The sequence below is a fragment of the Candidatus Brocadiia bacterium genome (assembly GCA_041658285.1).
Taxonomy (GTDB): domain Bacteria; phylum Planctomycetota; class MHYJ01; order JACQXL01; family JACQXL01; genus JBBAAP01.
Genome location: JBBAAP010000009.1, coordinates 1 through 15,916, shown reverse-complemented (window position 1 = coordinate 15,916; position 15,916 = coordinate 1). Strand labels below are relative to the sequence as shown.

The window sequence follows — 15,916 nt, the reverse complement described above, 5'->3', positions numbered from 1 at the left end:
ATCAGGCGAGTTCAGGATTTTTGCTTGACATAAATGGGTATTTCAATATAATTATGCTTATGAAATTACCGCTTTGCTTTTTGGTTTTAGGGCTGTCGGTTTTTGCCTTGGTCGGTTGCGGCGGCGGGAGCACCGGCAGTAGTGGTGGGTTGTTGCAGGACGACCAGTCCGTGGTGCCTGAGGCGCCTTCGGCGCTGACCGTTACGGCGCTGGGTAACGCCCGAGTGTCGTTGAGATGGACCGATAACTCCGGCAACGAGGACGGATTCAGGGTTGAACGCCGTATCGGCGCGGGCGGATACTCCCAGCTTACTACGCTTGGTTCGAATGCCACTTCATATACCGATATTACGGTCGGTTCATTGACTCAGTACTATTACCGGATTATCGCTTATAACGCCATCGGGGATAGCGCCATATCCAACGAGGTTTCGGTTACTCCGCCACTGGTCAAGACCTGGGGTGGTTTGGGGTTTGAGACTTCAAACTCCGTATCGGTTGACGGGACCGGCAATATTTACGTGGCCGGATGGACCAGCACCTTCGGTGCCATTACGTCCACGCCGCCTGAGGCATTTGTCATAAAGTATGATGCCCAGGGCAATTTACTCTGGCAGAAGACTTGGGGCGGGCTGGGCAGCGACGGCGCTAACGCCGTTGCCGTGACCCAGGTCGGCGATGTTTATGTGACTGGTATAACTGAAGGTTTCGGAGTGGTTTCCACGACCGATGTGTTCGTGCTTAAGTATACAACCGATGGCGTGTTGTCCTGGCAGAAGACTTGGGGCGGTAACGGCGTCGACGTCGCTTACAACATCGCCATAGACGACCCGTCTACGCCTGCGCATATCTATGTGACCGGCGTGACCAACAGCTTTGGTTCCGGCAATAATGACGCCTTTCTGCTCAGTTATGACACCGCAGGTGCCCTCAGTTGGCAGCGGGTCTGGGGTGGTCCCGGAGACGACCAGGCCAGAGGGCTGGATATCGATATCGCCGGAAATATTTACGTGGTCGGTGGCACCAATAGTTTTGCCAGCGGCTCGTATGACGCGTTTATCATTAAGTATGATGCGGCCGGAGCGTTGACATGGCAGCGGTTATGGGGCGGAGCCGGAGACGAGATTGCCAAGGATATCGTTGTGGATTCGCTTGGTAATCTTTATATGACCGGGGATTGCATCGAATATGGCACCGGCGCATATAATATTTTCCTGGCCAGTTATAATTCAACCGGGACAAGCCTCTGGCAGTCCATCTGGGGGGGTGCTCTGGGTGATGATATCGCCGGCGGCATCGCTATCAACGGTTCTAATGTTTATATCGGCGGTTATTCAAACAGTTTTAGCAACCTGACGAATAATATATTCGTAATCAGGACTGATCTTTCAGGGAACATATTATACCAGGGGCTTTGGGAGACGACCGGCTCGGACAACGCTTATGATATCGCGGCTGATGCCAGCAGTAATGTATTCATCGCCGGTGAAACTAATGGGGCTAACGGCGAACTTAAAACTATATCCGGAACGGTTTCCGAGTCGGACGGTATTTCCAGCACGGCCACAGGCATTCCGATAACCCCGACAGGTTCGGAATCGACTCCGGCCGGATATGAAGACACGCCTGCCGGTATCGAGACCGGTTCTTCAAATCTGGATATGACCATGGTCAAGATAAGGTTTTAATTGTTTTCGATTATCCAAACCGGTTTGTTTATTGATAATGAAACTGCGGCACCGGCTTGAGGTTTGTCAGGAAATCTGGCAAGCAGCGGCGCATTACCGCCGGCGTCTATTTCCGCCAGCCAATTGTCACCCTTGAATTCACAGGCAATCACCCGTCCTTTGATGTTACCGTTGTTGTTAATCGTTAAATTTTCAGGCCTGATTACGGCGATTGTGTTCCGTCCTGATAACTTATCGTTAGGCGCGCAGCTGATTTCCCCGATGTTTGTCTTGACTGAATCCGGACTGGCGAATTTTGATTCCAGGAGGTTGACATCGCCCATGAACGAGGCGACAAATCTGTTAACCGGCTTGTGATAAATATTTTCAGGTGTATCGAATTGCATCATCCGCCCGTTTTTTATCACCATCACGAAATCAGCGATGTTTAACGCCTCGGATTGGTCGTGGGTGACGTAGATGGTGGTGGTATGGAATTTTTCGTGGTATTCCCTGATTAGAGGCAATAGTTTCTTGGAAAGGTGCCGGTCCAGGCTGGAGAGAGGTTCATCCAGCAGGAAAATCTCCGGTTTGGCAACCAATGCCCGGGCCAGGGCAACCCGCTGGCGTTCTCCACCCGAGAGGTTGGACGGGTAAGTTTTGGCGTAATCGGATAGGCCGGTCAGTGACAGAATTTCGCTTACCCGGGCGGTTATTTCATCCTTGGGGTGTTTCCCTTTCAGGGCAAACTCGATATTCTGGCGTACCGTCATATGCGGCCATAAAGCCAGGGTCTGGAAGACCATACCTACCTGCCGTTGGCGCGGCGCAACCAGTATTTTATTGCCGCTGGAAACGATTTGTTCACCTATGGATATTTCCCCGTTATCCGGCGCTAATAATCCGGTCAGTAGCATCAATAAAGTGCTTTTGCCGGAACCGGATGGGCCCAATACCGCCAGCAGTTTCCCGGCGGGAGCGGTAAATGATAAATCACTGATTGCACCGATATTCCCGAAGGATACCGAAACGTTTTTGAATCTTATTTCCATATTATTCATTCTTATCCTTGAATATTACAGAAGCCAGCACGGCATACAATAAAATCACGATAAATGCCATAATCAGGCACATGGCCGAAACTTCCGCATTCTTGTTAAAATGGTATAAGGAATAAATCCGGATGGAAAGCGTATTGAAACCGGGCGGAGCTACAAGAATGGTCACTGACAGTTCATTAAGCGCCAGAATGAAGTATATTATGGTTGATATGATTATGGCTTTTTTATTCAGAGGTATCATTATTTTTAGCCAAATCCGGTGCCAGGGGGCGCCGGAAACCCTGGCTGCGTTTTCCAGCGACGGGTCAATCATTTTTACTGAGCTGTTCAGTATCAGGGTGGGGATTATCATGTATCGCGCGGTCAGGCCAAGGATGATTATCCAGATGGATTTATAGATAAACATCAGCGCGCCGGTGTTATACATTTTTATCAAGCCGATTCCCAACGCCGAGCCGGGCATGACCAGTGGCAATGCCATCAGGATAATAAGGAACCATTTTATTTTACTGCCTGGTTGTTCCATTATATAAGCCGCCGTAATTCCGATAGCCAGAGCGGCCAGTGTGGCAATGGCCGCGGCTGTCAGGCTGTTCAGCAATTGGTCGCTTACCAGCTGGAGTGTCGTTATTATAGTGTTGAATGAATCCAGATTGCTGATTAATCCGGCCAGAGGCAGGAAAACAGCCATAATCAGCATTAAAACAATAAAGCCTGAAGCCACAAGCTTAGCCAGTGTCCCAAGCTCTATTTTTGCCGGTTGTTTCCATCCGGTTCCGACGGTAAAAAGAGGGCGTCTTTTAAAAACGGCATACCAAAGCAGGATTGCGCCGATGCTGGCAGCCGCCAACGGCAGGGCGAACATCATCGCCCGGTCAGTTCGGAAAAAGACGCTGAATTGGTAAAATATCTCCAGCGGGAAAACATCGGTCAGAAGAATGGCCGGGACATCAAAGTTATTTACCGCCAGTATGAAAACCAGTATGCCGCTTCCGATTATATACGGCATAACCAACGGTAAAGTAACTCTGAAAAATGCTCGCCAGCGTGAGGCAGTCAGCCAGGCAGTTTTTTCCAGGCTGAAATCAATATTCCGCAACCCGGACAGGGTCATCAGCGCCACCAGGGGGAAATAACTTAAGGTTAAGATAAAAACAGCGCCTAATTTCCCGTATATTGAAAACGGCATCCATGGCGTCTCGAAGATATTCTTGAGATAGTTTGTTATCAGGCCGTTTACGCCTATCAGGTAAACCCAGGAGATAGCCATAAAATATGATGGAATCAGTATCGGTAAAATCAACAGGTATTCCATTGTCCGGGCCAAGGGTATTTTGAACCTGGAAATGATGACGGCTATGGTAACACCGATTAGCATGCTGGCCAGTGTGGTGAAGAAAGCGATGAAAGCCGTATTGCCCAAAAGAATCCAATGCCGGTTATTTGATATTACTTCAGTGATGAAAGGAATATCTATTCCCCCAAAAGAAGAGGCCAGCATGTAAAAAACAGGCAGGAGCAAGACCAGTACGCAAATGATGACTGCTAATTTAGTAAATGAATTCATCAGAGTTAAACTGGATACCGCTATTTAAGGAATTCATCGTAAATGAATTTTTTGGAGGACTCAAGCCAATCGGCCAGTTTATTATAATCTATGGCCATGATTTTTATGCTGGCCAGATTAAACATCGGACTGTAAGATGCCAGCTCAGCTCTTAGCGGCATCTGGGCCGAAGGCAATTTGGCTAGTTTCTGCTCGGTTTCAGCTTTGAGAATATATTCGATTAGTTTTTTGCCGTTTTCTTGGTTAGGCCCGCCTTTTATCAGGGCAATGCTGTTGGGCAATACCAGCGCACCCATGCCGGATTGGTCCGGATAAACCATCTTTACCGGTTTATTATCAAGCATCATTCCGTTGGCGTCGTCCGTGTCAGTCAGGCAAATAGCAATTTCACCGTTAGCTACCATCTTGGCGGCCATCATATTACCAGCCACTATTTTGCAGTCGTTAGCTTTGAGCTCTATAAAAAACTTCTTCGTCTCAGCTTCGCCTAGATTTACAAAAAGAGCTGCGGCATGAGTTGCCATGGTCCCGACAACCGGGCGGGCGATAGCTACCCGTCCTTTGTATATCGGCTTGGTAAAATCCAAAATAGATTGCGGCACCTCATTTTCTTGTACCAGGCTGGTGTTATAAAGAATTACCCGGGCTCTGGCTGCAAATCCGGTCCAGAATCCGTTCTTGTCTTTATAAGTATCTGGTATATTACGTGCCGACTCAGCCTGATAAGATTCAAACATGCCTTTTTGTTTCATTACCAGGGTCCAGCCGATTTCGTTATTCCAAAAAACATCAGCTTGGGGATTGTCTTTTTCCTCAATCAGGCGGGTAACCAAACCTACGGTCTTGACAGCTTCCGTATCTGTCAGCATTTTTACTTTGATGCCGGTAGTTGTTTCAAAATCCTTTAAGATCGGTCCGGAAAACACTTCATCCAGGGCGTTATAAATCACAACTTCGTTGTTCGGAGTTTTACCGCAGGCGGGGATTAACAAAACCATTATTGCTACGGTCGCGATAAGGATATTCTTCATGCAAACCTCCTTTTAGAACTCTACTATTTTCTCTACTATCAGGACTTTACCGCCGTCAGACTGTCCGACAGCTGAAAAATCCTCGTAAATAATCTGCTCTTTTATTATGCCGTGGGGAATGACTAAATCATATCCGAACTTTTCAGTTGTTTTGGGTTGTATCTGCTGTGAGGGAACAGGGGAGTTTTCAGGGGAGCGTTTGAAATACTCTTTGTAAACCCCCAGTTGTTTATTACCCTGATCCATTATCTCGGTGATGCAAACTATCGCCCGGTGCGATTCTTCTGAAGGCATTAGCTGGTCTGGTGAATTATTGGTCAAGGATATCCAGACGGTATTATTGTCCAGTCTTATATCTAATTTGAGGAATTCTTTAAGGAATTCATGGTATCTTCCGCTGGCAATGGAATCCGGTGTGTTTGGATTCTTGACCACGCCAACGGGCGGGTTGATTTTAAGGAAAGCTAGATAGCCCACAAAGACTAACAGAATAAAGAGTATTACTACTCTTGCGAACTTATTCATTTCTAGTTTTGCTTGCTGCCGGTTTCGGTCCACCACTTATCCCATTTGGCAAGATTCTCTTTACGGGTGGCGTCATTATCATAGACCCATTCACCGCCAAAATCCTGCCCGGTTATTTTCTTGAGTGAATTGCACGCTCTGTAACGGGTCCAGCTATCCTTGTCTGATAGCGCGCTTATTAACGCTTTGGTAATAGCCTTATCTTGAGCCATATCGCCTAAAGCTAACGCTACCGCGCTCCTGCACGGAAAATCACTTTGCTTTAGCAGGTCTAAAAGTATTTTGGTCGAGTCCTTGGAATTGATCTTGCTTAATTCTTGTATAGCTGTTTCCAGGATGGGCGGTCTGGGTAGCAATGAGCCCATATCTTTATCGCGCGACGGCCTTGATTTAATACCCTGTGTTGTTTGAGATATCAATTCGCTGAGCAATGCTTCCTTGTTAGCCTTATAGAGTCCTAAAATCCGTATGGCAATTACCGCGTCAAAGCCTTCGCCGTTAAACTTAATGCCTTTTCGCCCGGCTGCAAGGAAAGAATTTTTCAGCACGCCTTCGCAATCAGCAATTAAATCCTTGTCTCTTAAAAGGAGCAGCTGATATAACGCATATGCCTTAATAATTTCGGGGGTTTTAGGCTGATTAATCAGTTCTTTTAAATCGTTGGTATTTTTGTCGGTAAACTTAATCTGGCACATTGCCGCAAAGCGTAGTCTCGGGTCATGCCCGCGGTTATTAACCAATGCCAGCAGTGTGGGCACATCCTTTTCGCCTCTTTTGCCTAAAGTCTTGGCAGCAAAATACAACGCCGGGTATTCTATTTTTCTGACCGGGTTTTCCGAAACTTGCAAAGACAGTTGCTCGGCCGCGGTGTCATCGCCCAACGCATAAAGGGAAAGCAACGCCAATGTTTTGGTTACAAGCAGTTTTCTTTCCACGTATTTTTTTATGAATGTTTTAATTTCTTCACTATTGTCGCCGAGCATGCCCAACGCGGGGATAGCCGCCCAGAGCACATCCCTGTCATTCGGGTCTGATTCAGCATATTCCATCAGCGGTTTGACAGCCTGTTTATCACCCAGCAGGCCAAGCGAATATGCCGCCATTGTTCCAAAGTACTTATCTTCTTTGTCCTTTAAAGCTTCTATTAAGAAGGGGATTATTTCCTTATCCCTTTTTATTAGTAATGACTTTAGCGCTCTGTTGCGGATTACTTTATCCTTGTTTTCTTTATCCAGCAGGATATCCCGCAGGGCTTTGACCGCATCTTCAGAATTATACTGGTCCAGCAAGCAAACCGCATTACGCTTTACCAACGTATGCGGGCTGGTTTTAGCGGCTTGGATAATGTAAGGCATAATTTCTTCGCCCAGAGACTTCAGGCAGGGCGCAAAATCAAGGTCTCCCGGGAAGAAATAATTCTTGCCTAATTCGTCAACAATCAACCGTTGAACCATGGTTTCAAACTGGTTTTGTCCGGCCGGAGCATTCGGCGGCGGTTGCTGAGCCGCCTCGCCCACGGCTTTCTGAATTTGCACGCCGACCCGCTTGCCGGCTTCCATATCCTTGACCCAGTTAGCACCCAGCGCGCCCGGCGTGATATTAGCCACAGTCTGAGACCCGACCAGGCTTGGCTGACCAAGGTCAATCAGGTATTCAGCCGCCGGTGCTTCGGGACAGACCTCGACATAAACCATCGTTTGTAAGATAGTCAGTATAATGTGCTGCTTCAAATAGAGATTGAGCAATGGTTTAAAAGTCTCGGATTTATTTATGATCGGCAGGTTCAAAGAGCTGACACTGGTTAACTGGTATGGATCAAATGGCGTAAAGTAGGTATTTAAGAGTTCAATTCCTATTTTATTAGGGTCATAAATGTTTACCGAAATGGTTTTATCCCCGGTTAGCGGCTTCTTGATATTTTGAGGAATCAAACCTCCGATAAAATCATAGACAATGCCTTCGGATGAAAGAGGCGGTACTTGGGGCTTGCCTTCCGATTGCTTGTCAAGCGGGTCGACTTGCGGCGGCAACAGCCACGGGCCCGGGCCGTGCGGTTCGCTTTCCCCGGGGTAGCTGAAAATAATAATGGTTATCAGTGCCGACATCAGCATGAGTTTTTTCATAACGTACCATCGCTGTTTTTCAAACGATGCCTCCATAATGTAGGATTGTATTTGTGAATTTAAAGGTTATATACCTAAAAAATACAATATTGTCAAATAAATACTGGCATTATAAATATCGGTTCAACCCTGAGGGGTTGCTCCGTTAAACGTGGTGGAGGCGGGGGGAATCGAACCCCCGTCCCAAGGTGTTGCCCCAGCCGTATCTCCATACAAAGTGTCTGATTTAAGTGTCGCCTGGTGCCCGCCCTGACACCGGCTGATACCAGGTTAGCCCAAAGTATTTATGTCCGGCCGAGCCCTTCAGGCGCGGCTCAAACCGTAGCCTACTACTTTGACGCCGGTTTCTACCCTCGCAGGCAAAGGTAGAGCGGCGTGGCCGCATTAAGCAGCCAGGTTATATGCAGGTTCAGCGCCTACATTATTTTGCCAGGTTTTTAACGAGGCCTCCCGGCAACCTCGGTATGCAACGACTGCAACAAACAACCCGGTCGAAACCTGTTCACCCCCTTACGGAAAAGTATTTGGAAAAATCGCCAGAGAGGGTTTTTCCCAATTATAACTTTTCCATTAATACTATCTTTTCATCGCTTTCTGGATATCACGATTAATGGTCTTTTTCTTGATGTCTTCGCGCTTATCGTACAGCTTCTTGCCCCGAGCCAGCCCGAGTTCCAGCTTGGCGATTCCGTTCTTAAAGTATAGCGCCAAAGGCACCAAAGTCAAGCCTTTTTCCATTATCCGGCCGATTAAGCGGGCTATCTCCTTTTTGTGCATCAGCAGTTTTCTGGGCCGTTTAGGCTGGTAGCCCTCAGTCCGGGCGCTGGAGTAGGCCGTGATGTCCATTTGGTAGATGAACAACTCGCCGTCCGACGGACGGGCAAACGCTTCGTTGATGCTGGCCTTGCCGTCCCGGAGCGACTTAACCTCCATTCCGAGCAGGACCAGGCCGGCTTCGTATTTATCTATTATTTCGTAGTTGAAATACGCTTTTCTGTTCTTGAGGATGATTTTAATTGGGCTATTCATATAATAACTGATTTCCTTATCGCCTAAAAAATATACTAAAAATAGTGACAACGTCAAGAGTAAATGATAAATGAACGACCTTCAATTTCGGCGCGGGAGTGGCGGAACTGGCAGACGCGTTAGGTTCAGGACCTAATGCCCGTTAGGGCTTGGGGGTTCAAATCCCCCCTTCCGCATTTAGAAACTGTTAAGCCAAAGGCTGTTACAGTTTCTTATTCCGATGGGCAAAGCGGCATCGGAGTTAGTGCCACTTGGAGCGAAGCGCATTAGTGTTACTTTGAGCGAAGCGAATTAGTAACACTTATCCCTGAACGAAGTGAACGGGACGTGCTGGCACCTTATCCCTGAGCCCTTCGGAAATACTCAGGGTAAACTTAGCAAAAGGGATTAGTGCATTTCTAATATGTGGTATGTTTACATAGTAAGATGTGTTGATGACACTCTTTACACCGGCATCACCAACAACGTTTCAAAGCGAGTAGCCACCCATAATGCCGGTAAAGGCGCACGCTATACCCGGTCAAGAAGACCGGTCAAACTCGTTTATAAGAAATCATTCCCGGATAAATCGACCGCCTTCAAGCGCGAACGAGCCGTAAAACAGCTAACCCGTAAAAACAAGGAATTGTTAATCAAGAGGAAAAGACAGTCCGGCTAAAGTTTATCCAGCCAAATTATTACTGACCCGCGCAGTCCATTTTATTTAAACTGGCATACCGGGCAAACGATGTTCTGGCCGCCGCCGCAGAGCGAGCATCTGGTACTGCCTTCGCAGACCTCGCATTTGATAACCACTCCGGCTAATTCGGTAAAACCTTGTCCTTTACAGCTGAAGCACTTGCCGGTAGTGTCGCACTTAATGCAGGGTACCGAATGTTTGCCGTCGCAGACAGGGCACTGGTCATACAGGAATCCGTCCTGCGTGGTCAGTAATATTCGGCAGGCCTTGATATATGACGCAGTCTGCTTCCAGATGTATTGAAGGTGGTCAACCCAGGGCCGGTCTTCGGCCGTGGCAATCGGGTCCTCAAACTTAATGGTTTTGGTCGCCCAGGTGCCGGCCTTGCCGGTCGGGTTCAGGCGGGCCAGGGCCTTCCAGCGGTCCAGTGATTCTTGGTAATTATCATAGGCCATCTTCATCAGCTTGAGCGACGTGAAATTAATCGAAGTCTGATTGAGCGACGTAATCAGTTCCTGATATGGTATTTCCAGCATTTTTAACGTTTCGTTGAAAGAACGGAAATCAGTGCCGGATTCCAGGGTCGTTTGAATCGCGGCCAGGCTGTCTATCATCTTGCCGGCCGGGGCTTTGTATGCTTCGTATACCGTGGCGAACTGTTCCTGATTTATGGCTTGTGATTTCTTGGCAATCTCATAAGCCGCAAATATTTCATCGTACTTCTTTTTAAGTTCGGTATAATTGGCATTGGCTTTTTCTAGTTCCTTCTCTTTAGCCGCCTTTTCGTCCACCACGGTCTTGTAATCTTCCTCGAGTTTCTTAAGGGTAGCGGAAACCTCAGCCAGTTCCTGGAGTTTCTTGGTATGTTCTGATTGGAGGTCGCCCAGCTGTTTGTTCAGGTCGGATTTATCCTTGATCAGGTTATTGCGTATCTCGGACAGCGTGGCCAGTTCGGCTTCCAGCCCGGCCTTGTCGTTGGTCAGGCGCTTGATGTCTTCGTTGAGTTTTTTGTTAGTTTCTCGTGCTTTGTTCAGGTCGGTTTGTAAATCATCACGTTCTTTGGAGACGGATTTTATCTTGGTGTCGCGAGTAACTACTTCTTTCTGCAAATCGTTTGATTTGAAGAAGAACATAACGTCAAGAACTACCGTGACCAGCAGCAGCAGTCCCTGGAAAAGGACGATATAAGTCAGCTTTCTTGCGGCCGAGTTTGACTGCGCATTGGTCGGTTGGAATTTATTGCGAGGTTCCTTGCCTTTCGCTCTGGCTGCCTCAAGCGGAATCGGTCCGTCCTGGGTTTCAATCGCTTCGGGTTTGGCTTCGGCCGATGTTTCAGCGCCTGATTCCGGTTTGGATTCTGCCGGCGCTTCAGTGCTTGCTTCCGGTTGCGATTCTGCCGGTGCTTCAGCGCTTGGTTCCTGTTCGGATTCAACCGGTGCCTCGGCGTCTGGTTCCGGTTGGGATTCGGCTATGGCTTCGCCGTCGGCCGGAGTTTGTTCGGAAGAGTTTTCGGGCACGCTTTCGGGATTCTGTTCCTGGTTTTCTGATTCAGGGTTCTGGTCCTTATTTTCTTCGAAATCGCTCATACGCTGCCTCCTAAAATTAAGTTTTTAAATATGCGGGCATACCTTAACAGTAATCAAGGCTCTGTCAAGGAAAACATCTTAGATATTTGTTCCGGCACCCGGGGTATCTTTTCGGTGATTTCCCTGATGATATCGTCCGGCGCCGCTCCCGAAGTCTCGCCTTCGAGGTTAAGAATCATCCTATGCCTGAGGGCCGGGAAGGCCGAATTAATAATGTCTTCCTGGGCTACGTTGAGCCGTCCCTGGATAATAGCGTTGGCCTTGGCGGCCAGGACGATGGCCTGGGCTCCGCGCGGGCTGGCCCCGTAACGCACGTATTTCCTGACCGATGCCGGGCTGAACTCATTCTGTGGATGCGTGGCCATAACCAGTTTGCTGGTGTACTCGATTAGGTGCGACGCAATCGGCACCTGCCGGAGCAGTTGGCCGGCCCGGGTTATTTCATCCGGGCTGAACATCGGTTTAAGTATAGTCTTGGACTCGCCCGTCGTCCGGTTGATGATTTCATTGAACTCCGGCAGAGACGGAAGTTTCATCATAATCTTGAAGAAAAACCTGTCCAGCTGAGCTTCGGGCAGCGGGTAAGTTCCTTCCATCTCGATCGGGTTCTGGGTGGCCAGCACCAGGAACGGGCGGGGCAGTTGGTGTTTTACCCCGTTAATCGTTACCGTCGCTTCCTGCATCGATTCCAGCAGGGCCGACTGGGTTTTGGGCGTGGCCCGGTTGATTTCATCGGCCAGGATTATGTTATGGAATACCGGGCCGGGCTGGAATTGGAATACCTTTTTACCGGACGGGTCATCGGCGATGATATTGGTGCCGGTGATGTCGCCCGGCATCAGGTCCGGCGTGAATTGTATCCGCGAGAATGACAGATTCAGGCACTGGCTGATGCTCTTGACCAGAAGCGTCTTCCCGATGCCCGGCACGCCTTCCATCAGCGAGTGCCCGCCGGCCAGTATCGAGATTATGACCTGCTCGACCACCTGGTTATGGCCGACGATGACGCCGGAGATTTCTTTCTTTAACTCTGATATCTTCTGGCGGAACCCGTTGATTTCCTGTTCAATCGGCATACATTATATCCTGTTCTGTTGAACTCGTCCCCGTTTAGCGGGGGAGTATCAATATTTATCCGGTATCAATAAGACTTTCTCTTGGATACCGGCGGTATCTTGAGCATCATCCGGTACTTGGCCACGGTGCGCCGGCAAACCGGGAACTGCTGCGCCTTGAGCATATCCATAATCTGCGCGTCTCGCAACGGAGATTTCTTATCCTCCTGCTCGACTATCACCTTCATGGCGTTGAGCACGTTCTGCTGGGTCATCTGTTCGCCCGAAGCCATCTCCGTGCACGAGGTGAAAAAGAACTTCATCTTGAACAGTCCGTTGGGCGTCTGTATGTATTTATTGGAAATAGCCCGGCTGATGGTCGAGATATGAAGCCCCAGCTTTTTGGCTACTTCCTTCATCTTTAGGGGTTTCAACTGGGTGATACCGTCCTTCAGGAAACCGGTTTGGACATCCACGATGTTCTGGCTGATGCGTCTGAGCGTCCGTTGCCGGAGTTCGATGGCATTAATCAGCCGCTTGGCCGATTCCATCTTGCTCCGCAGGAATTCCCTGGCCGTTTTACCACCCACGTTCTCCTGGGCCATCTGCTGGTAATAATTACTGATGCGCATCCGGGGGATATAGTCGTTTTCCAGGATAATCTCGTAATTCCCGTCGATTTCTTTTATGGTCACGTCCGGTGCCACGTATGACGTCTTGTCCGGGTCGAAATCCGCGCCCGGATGCGGGTTAAGGTGTTCTATTTCCTTGATGATAATGTTCAGCTCCTCAACGGTCAGGTTCAGCTTCTTGGCAATCTGGGGGATGCGGTTTTCTTCGATGTCCTTGAGATGCCGGCTGATTATTATTTTCTTGAGCTCCAGTTCCGGGTCGTCGTTCTCGAGCTGCAACAGCAGGCATTCCTCCAGTGAGGTCGCGCCCACGCCCGGCGGGTCGAGGTGCTGTATCAAGTCCAGCACCTGCCTGACCTGTTCCGGAGTGACCTGGGCCGTCTGGGCGATTTCTTCCAGCGGCGTCTTAAGATATCCCTCGCTGTCGATGTTATAGATGATTTGCTCGCCGATATTCCTTTGTTCGGCGGTGATATTCAAGGCGATGAACTGGTGGTAAATATAATCCTGCAGGGTCAGCGTCGGCGCCGGCGTGTTCTGGATGGCCTCGTCCTTTTTGTTGACCACGTCGTAACGCTTGTAACTGGGTGTGGGCATCTCGTCCCGTGAATTGTCTATCTTCTCGACGATGTCTTCTTTTTCCTCTACGGCTGTATCGCCTTTATCCTCAGGCACCTCGGCATTCTCGTCCGTGGCTTCCGGTTTGATGACCGATACCTCCTCGCCCGAAGTCTCGTCGGCCACCTCCAGGGTGGGGTTGGATTCCAGCTCCTCTTTAATCTTGGTGAGCAGTTCCATCCGCTGGAGCTGTAATATCTCCATCGCCTGGATTTGCAGGGCTGACAGTTTCAGCCGCTGTTCCAGCCGCGGAGACATACCCATCGATAATTTATGCTGTTCAGCCATAATTATTTATCACATTCCTGCCGTCCCGAAAGCGAATCGGTCAGGGTTGATTTATTGATGTAGCCGATGGTGCTTCCGGCCGGGATGCCCCGTGCCAGCCGGGTGATTTTTAACTGCCTGCCCGGCGCCAAGGCCTTGGGCAGTTCCTGCCTGATGTATAAAGACGTGTTATCGCCCTCCATAGTCGGGTTGGTGCCCAGGATAAGCTCCTTGATGTTGACGTTCTGGCGGATGCGGTTCAGGAGTTGCCCGATGGTCAGCCGGTCCGGCCCGCAGTCCTCCAGCGGCGCGATTCGGCCCAGCAGGATATGATAGACCCCGTTGAACGAGCCGGTCTTTTCCATACCCCGGAAATCATCGTGCGTTTCCACCACGCAGACGATGGACTGGTCGCGGCGCGCGTCAGAGCAGATATCGCAGAGGGTGTTCTGGACGCCGTTATTGGTGGTGACGAAATTAAAACACTGGCGGCAATAGCGGACGTTCTTGATGGCCAGAATGGATTGGACGAAACTATTGCGGTCCGGTTCGGACATTTTAAAGAGGTGCATGGCCAGTCGCTCGGCGCTCTTCTCGCCCAGGCCCGGGAACCGGGCCAGCTCCTGGATAAGCCGGTTAAGACTATCGTTCTTAACGTTCATTGAACATAACATAGCTTGGAAGTGTAAAAATGTCAAATCTTTTAGTACCAGTTAGTTATAGCCTGATGGAATCAGGGTATAACGTTACTGGTACTTATCCCGATACGAAGTATCGGGGCTAGTACCACTTGGAGCGTAGCGACGTAGTGGTACTTATCCAGTGCAAATCACAGGTTTAATAATATTTGCACTGGGCTAATACCACTTGAAGCCTGTTATTCAGGCGGGGGACGCAAAGAATAATTAAACAGTGACTTTTACCCGTTCCGGGTTCTTGCTCTGGAACCCGTCAGGGTTCGTAGAGAGAGACTCTTATTAAATTAGTTTAGTCTCTTACAAGTCCCTGTCATCAAGGTCCCTGTGCCTCTGTGGCTAAATTACTCGATGTAACCTTTGAGCCAAACGTTAGTGGAGCAAAACTGGCCATTCTTCATAATAAACACCTTGATTTGCCTAAGCGCATCAGTTGCCAAGATGCACTCCTTGTAAATATTCTGGTTTAGGTTGGCCAGGTTTTGCCAGATAAAATGTATAGTTGAAGAACCATAATCAGAACCTCCTCGCCTACCAAAAACCGTCAGTATCTGCTCCATACCCACCGGGACGGACATAGCGTTTAACTGCATTTCCACAATCACCGCCTGCGCCGTTACCGGAATCGAAGCCGACAGGTCTATGAGTTGGTCTATGTCGGTCATCGAGTTCTCGGAGAATACCATTGGCTGGGAGGGCAGTAAAGTTAGTTGCATCCCGCCCGCACCGCCCGGAGTAATGTATTTGAACCGGCTTGACGCAATTTCGTATGAAAGAACCTGTCCGTCAGCGGGCACATTGACCGCATCCACCTTGGGCGGCGTTACTGCGTTCCCTGCTATCTTATCAGCGGTTACTGCATCTCCTGCGAGGCGGTCAGCCGATACTGCGCCTACTGCTATCTTTGCCTCCGTTACTGCTCCGTCTGCAATTTTCTCCGTCAGCACCTCGCCGTTGATAATCTTTTCCCGGTTGATGCTGTTGGATGCTATCTGGGTATAGCCGATATCGTAATCCTTTATTTTCGCTCCGGTCACGGCCTGAGCCTTTATCTTGGCGGTCTCGACCGAGTCTGTAGCCAGTTTAGCCGCTGTTATTGAGCCGGATACAATCTTCGGGGCGCTCACCGAACCATCGGCTATCTCGTCCATTGCAACCCCGGGCGTAATCGGCCGGGCGATAGACGGCGGGGTAAAGGACAATTTAGCCTGAGTGATTGCTCCATTGGCGATTTTCTCGGTAGTGACGGCGTTTGATGCCAACTGGGAACTGCCTACTGCGCCTGACGCAATCTTGGGGCCGGTTACCGCGCTCCCGGCCAGTTTCTCGGTGGCTACCGCGCCGTCCTGCAGTTTGGCTGAGGTAACCTGCAACGGGCCGA

Annotated in this window: 13 protein-coding genes, 1 tRNA gene and 1 other RNA gene; 3 read left to right on the top strand and 12 right to left on the bottom strand. The window is 49.4% G+C overall.

Translation table 11 applies throughout. The features are described from left to right. The first annotated feature begins 59 nt into the window (after nucleotides 1-59). Nucleotides 60-1,688, top strand: a complete 1,629-nt coding sequence (locus tag WC980_08335) for an SBBP repeat-containing protein (protein ID MFA5795051.1) — start codon at nucleotides 60-62, stop codon at nucleotides 1,686-1,688. Here the strand turns inward: WC980_08335 and WC980_08330 are convergent. The 7 genes from WC980_08330 to smpB all read right to left on the bottom strand — a co-directional run bounded on the left by WC980_08330 (nucleotide 1,685) and on the right by smpB (nucleotide 9,003). Then, nucleotides 1,685-2,719, bottom strand: coding sequence for an ABC transporter ATP-binding protein (locus WC980_08330; protein MFA5795050.1), 1,035 nt, complete (start codon nucleotides 2,717-2,719; stop codon nucleotides 1,685-1,687). The genes WC980_08335 and WC980_08330 overlap by 4 nt on opposite strands. Before the next feature lies 1 nt (nucleotide 2,720). Then, a complete protein-coding gene (locus tag WC980_08325; GenBank protein ID MFA5795049.1) occupies nucleotides 2,721-4,295 on the bottom strand; it encodes an iron ABC transporter permease in 1,575 nt (524 codons plus the stop codon). 20 nt (nucleotides 4,296-4,315) lie between these two features. Continuing rightward, entirely contained in the window at nucleotides 4,316-5,326 is a 1,011-nt protein-coding gene (locus WC980_08320; GenBank protein MFA5795048.1) for an extracellular solute-binding protein, read from the bottom strand. Between the two features lie 12 nt (nucleotides 5,327-5,338). After that, on the bottom strand, nucleotides 5,339-5,851 hold the full coding sequence (locus tag WC980_08315) for a hypothetical protein (protein ID MFA5795047.1): 513 nt from the start codon (nucleotides 5,849-5,851) through the stop codon (nucleotides 5,339-5,341). A 2-nt stretch (nucleotides 5,852-5,853) separates the two neighbouring features. Next, complete coding sequence (locus WC980_08310; protein MFA5795046.1) at nucleotides 5,854-7,974, bottom strand: HEAT repeat domain-containing protein; 2,121 nt, start codon at nucleotides 7,972-7,974, stop codon at nucleotides 5,854-5,856. Between the two features lie 152 nt (nucleotides 7,975-8,126). Further along, nucleotides 8,127-8,484: a transfer-messenger RNA gene (gene ssrA, locus WC980_08305) on the bottom strand. Nucleotides 8,485-8,550: 66 nt separating this feature from the next. Further along, nucleotides 8,551-9,003, bottom strand: coding sequence for an SsrA-binding protein SmpB (gene smpB, locus WC980_08300; protein ID MFA5795045.1), 453 nt, complete (start codon nucleotides 9,001-9,003; stop codon nucleotides 8,551-8,553). A gap of 92 nt (nucleotides 9,004-9,095) precedes the next feature. On the opposite strand from smpB, the gene WC980_08295 reads away from it, so the two are divergent. After that, nucleotides 9,096-9,179, top strand: a tRNA-Leu gene (locus tag WC980_08295). 227 nt (nucleotides 9,180-9,406) lie between these two features. Then, nucleotides 9,407-9,661 carry a GIY-YIG nuclease family protein gene (locus WC980_08290; protein MFA5795044.1) on the top strand — a complete coding sequence of 85 codons (255 nt, stop codon included), beginning with the start codon at nucleotides 9,407-9,409 and terminating at the stop codon, nucleotides 9,659-9,661. 41 nt (nucleotides 9,662-9,702) lie between these two features. On the opposite strand, the gene WC980_08285 is transcribed toward WC980_08290, so the two are convergent. From WC980_08285 to WC980_08265, 5 genes are all read right to left on the bottom strand, one after another. Beyond that, the gene (locus WC980_08285) at nucleotides 9,703-11,268 is read right to left on the bottom strand and encodes a hypothetical protein (GenBank protein MFA5795043.1); all 1,566 of its coding nucleotides are present in this window, start codon (nucleotides 11,266-11,268) and stop codon (nucleotides 9,703-9,705) included. A gap of 53 nt (nucleotides 11,269-11,321) precedes the next feature. Next, complete coding sequence (locus WC980_08280; protein ID MFA5795042.1) at nucleotides 11,322-12,344, bottom strand: MoxR family ATPase; 1,023 nt, start codon at nucleotides 12,342-12,344, stop codon at nucleotides 11,322-11,324. Nucleotides 12,345-12,409: 65 nt separating this feature from the next. Beyond that, on the bottom strand, nucleotides 12,410-13,861 hold the full coding sequence (gene rpoN, locus WC980_08275; protein ID MFA5795041.1) for an RNA polymerase factor sigma-54: 1,452 nt from the start codon (nucleotides 13,859-13,861) through the stop codon (nucleotides 12,410-12,412). 2 nt (nucleotides 13,862-13,863) lie between these two features. Continuing rightward, nucleotides 13,864-14,502, bottom strand: coding sequence for a recombination mediator RecR (recR, locus tag WC980_08270; GenBank protein ID MFA5795040.1), 639 nt, complete (start codon nucleotides 14,500-14,502; stop codon nucleotides 13,864-13,866). Nucleotides 14,503-14,879: 377 nt separating this feature from the next. Then, on the bottom strand, nucleotides 14,880-15,916 hold a 1,037-nt coding region (locus WC980_08265; protein MFA5795039.1), incomplete at its 5' end, for a hypothetical protein.

Excerpts from the sequence above, each read along its gene's own strand:
- WC980_08335 (MFA5795051.1), top strand. The coding sequence starts at position 60 with ATGAAATTACCGCTTTGCTTTTTGGTTTTAGGGCTGTCGGTTTTTGCC.
- WC980_08330 (MFA5795050.1), bottom strand. The coding sequence starts at position 2,719 with ATGGAAATAAGATTCAAAAACGTTTCGGTATCCTTCGGGAATATCGGT.
- WC980_08325 (MFA5795049.1), bottom strand. The coding sequence starts at position 4,295 with ATGAATTCATTTACTAAATTAGCAGTCATCATTTGCGTACTGGTCTTG.
- WC980_08320 (MFA5795048.1), bottom strand. The coding sequence starts at position 5,326 with ATGAAGAATATCCTTATCGCGACCGTAGCAATAATGGTTTTGTTAATC.
- WC980_08315 (MFA5795047.1), bottom strand. The coding sequence starts at position 5,851 with ATGAATAAGTTCGCAAGAGTAGTAATACTCTTTATTCTGTTAGTCTTT.
- WC980_08310 (MFA5795046.1), bottom strand. The coding sequence starts at position 7,974 with ATGAAAAAACTCATGCTGATGTCGGCACTGATAACCATTATTATTTTC.
- smpB (MFA5795045.1), bottom strand. The coding sequence starts at position 9,003 with ATGAATAGCCCAATTAAAATCATCCTCAAGAACAGAAAAGCGTATTTC.
- WC980_08290 (MFA5795044.1), top strand. The coding sequence starts at position 9,407 with ATGTGGTATGTTTACATAGTAAGATGTGTTGATGACACTCTTTACACC.
- WC980_08285 (MFA5795043.1), bottom strand. The coding sequence starts at position 11,268 with ATGAGCGATTTCGAAGAAAATAAGGACCAGAACCCTGAATCAGAAAAC.
- WC980_08280 (MFA5795042.1), bottom strand. The coding sequence starts at position 12,344 with ATGCCGATTGAACAGGAAATCAACGGGTTCCGCCAGAAGATATCAGAG.
- rpoN (MFA5795041.1), bottom strand. The coding sequence starts at position 13,861 with ATGGCTGAACAGCATAAATTATCGATGGGTATGTCTCCGCGGCTGGAA.
- recR (MFA5795040.1), bottom strand. The coding sequence starts at position 14,502 with ATGAACGTTAAGAACGATAGTCTTAACCGGCTTATCCAGGAGCTGGCC.